At 64.6% G+C, this 6100-nt stretch carries 6 protein-coding genes; 3 read left to right on the forward strand and 3 right to left on the reverse strand.

Annotation, left to right across the window (positions count from 1 at the left end; genetic code table 11):
- Positions 1-295: 295 nt before the first annotated feature.
- The 3 genes from FVW20_RS05580 to FVW20_RS05590 are packed head-to-tail and all read left to right on the forward strand — an operon-like array spanning position 296 to position 3380.
- Entirely contained in the window at positions 296-1675 is a 1380-nt protein-coding gene (locus tag FVW20_RS05580; protein ID WP_196608647.1) for a tyrosine phenol-lyase, read from the forward strand.
- A 60-nt stretch (positions 1676-1735) separates the two neighbouring features.
- Complete coding sequence (locus FVW20_RS05585; RefSeq protein WP_196608648.1) at positions 1736-2980, forward strand: aromatic amino acid transporter; 1245 nt, start codon at positions 1736-1738, stop codon at positions 2978-2980.
- 22 nt (positions 2981-3002) lie between these two features.
- Positions 3003-3380: a Rid family detoxifying hydrolase gene (locus tag FVW20_RS05590; protein ID WP_196608649.1), complete on the forward strand. Its 378-nt coding sequence runs from the start codon at positions 3003-3005 to the stop codon at positions 3378-3380.
- A 97-nt stretch (positions 3381-3477) separates the two neighbouring features.
- On the opposite strand, the gene FVW20_RS05595 is transcribed toward FVW20_RS05590, so the two are convergent.
- From FVW20_RS05595 to FVW20_RS05605, 3 genes are all read right to left on the reverse strand, one after another.
- Complete coding sequence (locus tag FVW20_RS05595; protein ID WP_196608650.1) at positions 3478-4179, reverse strand: Crp/Fnr family transcriptional regulator; 702 nt, start codon at positions 4177-4179, stop codon at positions 3478-3480.
- A gap of 393 nt (positions 4180-4572) precedes the next feature.
- Entirely contained in the window at positions 4573-4899 is a 327-nt protein-coding gene (locus tag FVW20_RS05600; protein WP_196608651.1) for a hypothetical protein, read from the reverse strand.
- Positions 4900-5099: 200 nt separating this feature from the next.
- Positions 5100-5885 carry a flagellar basal body-associated FliL family protein gene (locus FVW20_RS05605; protein WP_196608652.1) on the reverse strand — a complete coding sequence of 262 codons (786 nt, stop codon included), beginning with the start codon at positions 5883-5885 and terminating at the stop codon, positions 5100-5102.
- Positions 5886-6100: the final 215 nt, after the last annotated feature.

Here is a 6100-nt window from a genome sequence, read left to right on the forward strand (position 1 = left end):
CATCGGCACGGGCAGGCCCGGCCCCGTGGCCGCCCGGCTGCGCGAGGCGCTGCGGCGCAGCCTGCTGGCCGATGGAACCCCCTTCTAGGCCCCCCACCGCTTCCGCAGCATATTTCGCTTCTCGTGAAAAATGCACCGCGTGTAGGCCAGACTACACCGTCGCTTCCCCCGCATTGCGTATGACCACACTTACGGCGAATAGAAACATGTTTCCACGCCGCAATTCCGCAACAACAGGGGAATTCGCCCCCCATGCACGGCGAAGGCAACCATGTACAACACAAAGGAGAGCATCATGGACGTCAGGTATCCCGCAGAACCGTTCAAGATCAAGGCTGTAGAACCTATTGCCGTGACAACCCGCGCGGAGCGCGAGAAGCACATTGCCGAAGCAGGGTACAACACATTTCTGCTGAAGTCCGAGGACGTTGGCATAGATATGCTGACGGACAGCGGCACCACCGCCATGAGTGACCGCCAGTGGGCAGCCATGATGATCGGCGACGAAGCCTACGCGGGCAGCCGCAACTTTCTGCATCTGCAGGAAGTAGTGCGCGAATACTACGGCTTCAGGCACATCGTGCCCACTCACCAGGGGCGCGGCGCGGAAAACCTGCTTTCGCAGATCTGCATCAAGCCCGGCGACTACGTGCCCGGCAACATGTACTTCACCACCACCCGCGCCCACCAGGAACTTAACGGGGCGACCTTTCGCGACATCATCCGCGACGAGGCCCATGACGCCCAACTGGAAATCCCCTTCAAGGGTAACGTGGACCTGAACAAGTTGCAGGCCCTCATCGAAGAGGTGGGCGCGGATCGCATCCCCTACGTGTGCCTGGCCGTCACCGTGAACCTGGCGGGCGGCCAGCCGGTGAGCATGGGCAACATGCGCGCGGTGAAGGAACTGTGCGCCAGGCACGACATCAAGGTGATGTTCGACGCCACCCGCTGCGTGGAGAACGCCTACTACATCAAGGAAGGCGAGCCGGGTTACGCGGACAAGTCCATCCGCGCCATCCTGAAAGAGATGATGAGCTACGCCGACGGCTGCACCATGAGCGGCAAGAAGGACTGCATGGTCAACATCGGCGGCTTCCTGTGCATGAACGACGACGAACTGTTCATGAAGGCCACCGAACTGGTGGTGCTGTACGAAGGCATGCCCAGTTACGGAGGCATGGCCGGGCGCGACATGGAAGCCATGGCCCAGGGCATTCGCGAGTCGGTGGATGAAGCCTACATCGCCCACCGCATCGCCCAGTGCCGCTACCTGGGTGACCGGCTGACCGAGGCCGGGGTGCCCATCGTGCGGCCCGTGGGCGGCCACGCCGTGTTCCTGGACGCCCGCGCCTTTCTGCCCCACATCCCGCAGGACGAATTCCCCGCGCAGATGCTGGCCGCCCAACTGTACCTGGAAGCTGGCGTACGCTCCATGGAACGGGGCATCGTTTCCGCCGGGCGCGACAAGAAGACCGGCGAGCACCACCGGCCCAAGCTGGAACTGGTCCGTCTGACCATTCCGCGCCGCGTGTACACCTATGCGCACCTGGACGTGGTTGCCGACGCCTGCATCGCACTGTACAAGCATCGTGACAACATCAAGGGCCTCAATATGGTACACGAACCGAAGGTATTGCGCTTCTTCACGGCACGCTTTGAACCGTTGAAGTAGCACCGCATCACCATGAAGGGGAACGCCATTGGCGTTCCCCTTTTTCATAAGGAGTTGACCATGACGCATTGCGCACACCGCCCCAGCATACTGGGCGGCACCATGATCATCGCCGGTACATCCATCGGCGCCAGCATGCTGGCCCTTCCCACCATCTCCGCCGGCATGTGGTTTCAGTGGTCCGTGCTCATCCTGCTGCTTTCGTGGGCCATGATGCTGCTCTCCAGCCAGGCTCTGCTGGAGGTGAACCTGCATTACGAACCCGGCGCCAGCTTTCACACCCTGGTCAAGGATACGCTGGGGCCGTCGTGGAGCGTCATCAACGGCGCGGCCGTGGCCTTCGTGCTGTACATCCTTGTATATGCCTACGTCAGCGGGGGCGGGTCCATCGTGCGCCATTCCCTGCTGGTGACCATCGGCTACGAGCCTTCCAAGCTGGTCGCCGGGCTGACCTTTGCACTGCTGCTGACCGCGTGCGTGTGGTGGAGCACCTGGATCGTCGACCGCATCTCGGTGATCATGATGGGCGGCATGGTGGTCAGCTTTGCCCTGTCCATGACGGGCATGCTGTCAGAGATTCGCGCCGGGGTCCTGTTCGACATGGGCGAAGGCAGCAGCGGCGGCGATTCGGCCATCTTCATCTGGGGCGCGTTGTCAACCTACCTCACTTCATTCTGCTTCCATGCCAGCGTGCCCAGTCTGGTCAAATATTTCGGCAAGCAGCCGTACCAGATCAACCGCTGCCTCGTTGGCGGCACGGTCATCGCCCTGGCCTGTTACCTGTTGTGGATAATGGCCTGCGACGGCACCATCCCTCGCGCCGGGTTCCGCGACGTCATCGCTGCGGGCGGCAACGTGGGCGACCTGGTCAAGGCTGCGGGGGCCAACCTGAACAGCAGCCTCATCCTGCGCATGCTGGAGGCGTTTTCGTCGCTGGCCGTGGCCACCTCGTTCCTGGGGGCGGGCCTGGGCCTGTTCGACTATATGGCCGACCTGTGCAAGTTCGACGATTCGCGCGCGGGCCGCACCAAGACCACCCTGATCACCTTTCTGCCGCCCACCCTGGGCGGACTGCTGTGGCCCGACGGCTTTCTGCTGGCCATCGGCTGGGCTGGGCTTGCCGCCACCATCTGGTCCGTCATCATTCCCGCCGTGATGCTGCGCGCCTGTCGTGCGCGCCGCCCCGCGAACGGCTTCCGCGCCAGGGGCGGCAAAGCCGCCGTGCCCGCGCTGCTGATCTTCGGCATCGTCACGGCCATTTGCCACACCCTGTTCGTGTTCGACATTCTGCCCATGTACAAGTAGCCAGCCCAACAGGAGACACCCCATGAAGCACCAGATAACCAGCCCCGACGCCCCCGCCGCCATCGGCCCGTACAGCCAGGCCATCCGCACCGGCAACCTGCTGTTCGTTTCCGGCCAGCTGCCCGTGAATCCGGTCACCGGCACCGTGGTGGAGGGCGATGCCAAGGTCCAGGCCGCCCAGAGTTGCGCCAACCTTGCCGCCGTCCTGACCGAGGCCGGCGGCAGCCTGGCCTGCGTGGTCAAGACCACGGTGTTCATTACCGACATGGCCCACTTTCCGCTGGTGAACGACGCCTACGCGGCGGCCTTTGCCGCGCCCTTCCCCGCCCGTTCATGCGTGGCCGTGCGTGCCCTGCCCCTGGGCTGCCTGGTGGAGATAGAGGCCGTGGCCGCACTGTAGCCGGAGTCGAACCGTCTCCCTTCACGCCGCCGCATCGGCAAAAGGCCCGCCGGTTTTCCGGCGGGCCTTTTCGTTGCCGCGCAGTGTGCGCCAACTGCTATTTCTCGGCGTACAGGATGTCCACCAAGCTGGCCACGTCACGCACGTCCAGGTGATCTGCATCGGGTGAAAGGATGCCAGCCCGGCGGAATCCGTTGATGACGTTGGTGGTGGTCACCCGGTGCAGGCCCAGCAGTTCGCCGATGGCCACCAGCGGCAGGCGGGCCAGCCGGTGATACAGCGGAGTGCCGCGCCGCTGCTCGCCCGCCAGGTGGTACAGAAAATGGGCGATCTTCTGCTCGCTGGTCATGAAGGTGGTGCATTCCAGCTGGGTGGACATGATGTACGACTTGGCAGCCGTGTTGCGGCACAGGCAGATGGTCAGCGAGGGGTATTTGCCGATGATCTCCCCGAACACCACGTCCTTGCCGAATACAAGGCCCGAACACGGCTCCACCACCTTGATGACATGCTGGTTCTCCACCTCGAAGAACAGCGAGGCCTCGCCCAGGATGCTGCCTGGCCCCAGAATGCCGATGGTGCGCTGCTCGCCGTTGTAGCCCAGGGCGATGATGCGCAGCAGCCCCTCGCGAATGAGCACTATTTCGGACGAGGGCGCGCCTATGTCGTAGACCACGCTCTTGCGCGCCCAACGCATGGGCCGCCCCAGGTGCGCGACCCTTTCCCAGTCGTCATGCACCGGAGCAACCAGCCAGGGGGGAATGTAGGCACCGTCGAACAGGCGTTCGGCATTCGGCATGGCGCACCTCGTGTCACGGCGGTATTCCGCCGCCACCGGCACTGGTATCGTGCCTGCTGCATTGCCACAAGAATCCGTCTGCCCTGCCTGCGTACCGCTACGGCACCACCGTCTTCACCTTGCCGCTTCCATCCTTCATGGGCGTCCGGATTCCTCTCCAAGCATGCTCTTGTCGTACACATGCAGCAATGACGATGCGTGTAGTCTGGGCTACACGCAACGCCGTGGCACGGTCGCTGGGGAGCAGTATCGAGGTCGGTCCGCTTCGGGCCGGAAGGCGAACGGGAAGCGCATGTGCCGGTGCAGAGGCGATGCATCGAAACGCCGACCGCCGGGCGCGGCCAACCATGCAGACAGCCAGCCAACGTGACAACGGAAGCGCACGGCGGGAAATCAGACCTTGATGTTCAGGATGTTGCCGGACCAGGGATCATCGTCGGAGTCGGGGGTTTCGTCCTGCTCTTCCTCGACACGGGCCTTGCGCCGGGCCATCAGCAGGGCGCGCCGCCGCTGGCGGTTACGCTCGCGTTCGGACACCACCTCGGACTTGCCGCTCTCTTCGGTCTTCTGGACCTGCGAACGGTCGTGCTGCAACGCCTGGGCCGCAGCCTGCTGTGCGGCAGCCTGGACCATTTCGGGGTGTGCCTGCGCCTCGTGGACCACACGCTCGGCGTGGCCCATCTGGGCGATGACGACGGGAAGCGACGGGTCTACGGACACGGCGGGTCCTCCATCGCCGCATGATGCCCCGCGCGACGCACCTGCGAGAGATGGCGGCGGCTGACGGCATAACCCGCTGCCGGGGCGGGCTGACTGTCGGCGGGGGCGGCGGGCTCTGGTGCGTCCGGTCGGCAGACCGGCCATGTCCGCCGGTATGACCGGGGTGGCCAGGTGGGTGCCGGGGGCGCCTTGCGGCTCCCTTATTTGACCAGGTAATTCTCTATCAGCAAATCCTCCAGCTTACCGATGCTGAGGTATTCGTTCATGATGGCCAGTATGTCCTTCTTCAGCGTTTCGGCATTGGCCGCATCGGTAAGGTAGGTCAGCGACTTGTTCTTCAGATAGTAGTACACGGCATCGCGGATGACCACCTTCTTGGCCTGCACCTCGAACACCAGCTTCTGGTTTTCCGTGGGCGCCGAGAATTTGACGACCAGGAACCGGATGGCGCCCTTGGCGTCCTTCTGCTCCACCCAGAACGGCTCCCAGCTCAGGATGGTCTGGGCGGGTTTGGCCGGTTCCGTCGGGGGCGGCGCGGCCTGCTGGGGCACCACTATCTTCTGGACCGCGGCATCGGGGGGCGGGGGCGGAGCCTCTTTCTTGCGCAGCATGAACCACGCGGCACCGCCACCCACCAGCAGCACCACCAGCACGGCCGCCACGATGATCAGCAGCTTCTTGTTGGCCAGCAGGCCGGAAAGGTTGAGGCTGAATTTCTTCTTGGGGGCGTCGCCATCGGATGACAGCGAAAGGGACTGGGCGGCGGGGGGCGGCGGGGGGGGCGCCTTTTCCTCTTCCGGCAGCAGGAAGGGGGCGTCCTCGAGGTCCAGTTCGACCTTGTCTTCCACCGGGGGGCCCAGTGCGTCGACATCCAGTTGCCCGGCGTCCAGTTCCGCCTTGCCCTCTTCGTCAGGGAACAGGCCATCAGCCCCCGGAACTTCGGGGGAATCGGGAACGGCGGCGGTGACGATGGGCATGAGCAGCATGGTCTGGTCCCTCGCACGGCCCGCGCCGGGGCGTCGGGGTAACGGGCGTCCGGATCAGAACCGACCGGTAACACCGGCATGGGAAGACGCCGTGTCGGCAGGCGCCGGACGCCACCGGAGATTCCGGAGCGGATGCCCCGCCTGCGGGAAGGGGGGCGGCATGCGGCGCGGCGCGCCTGCGGTCCTGCACGGCAAACGGGCGCAAGCCCGCCGGA

The organism is Nitratidesulfovibrio oxamicus (assembly GCF_015731765.1).
GTDB classification, from domain to species: Bacteria; Desulfobacterota; Desulfovibrionia; order Desulfovibrionales; family Desulfovibrionaceae; genus Cupidesulfovibrio; species Cupidesulfovibrio oxamicus.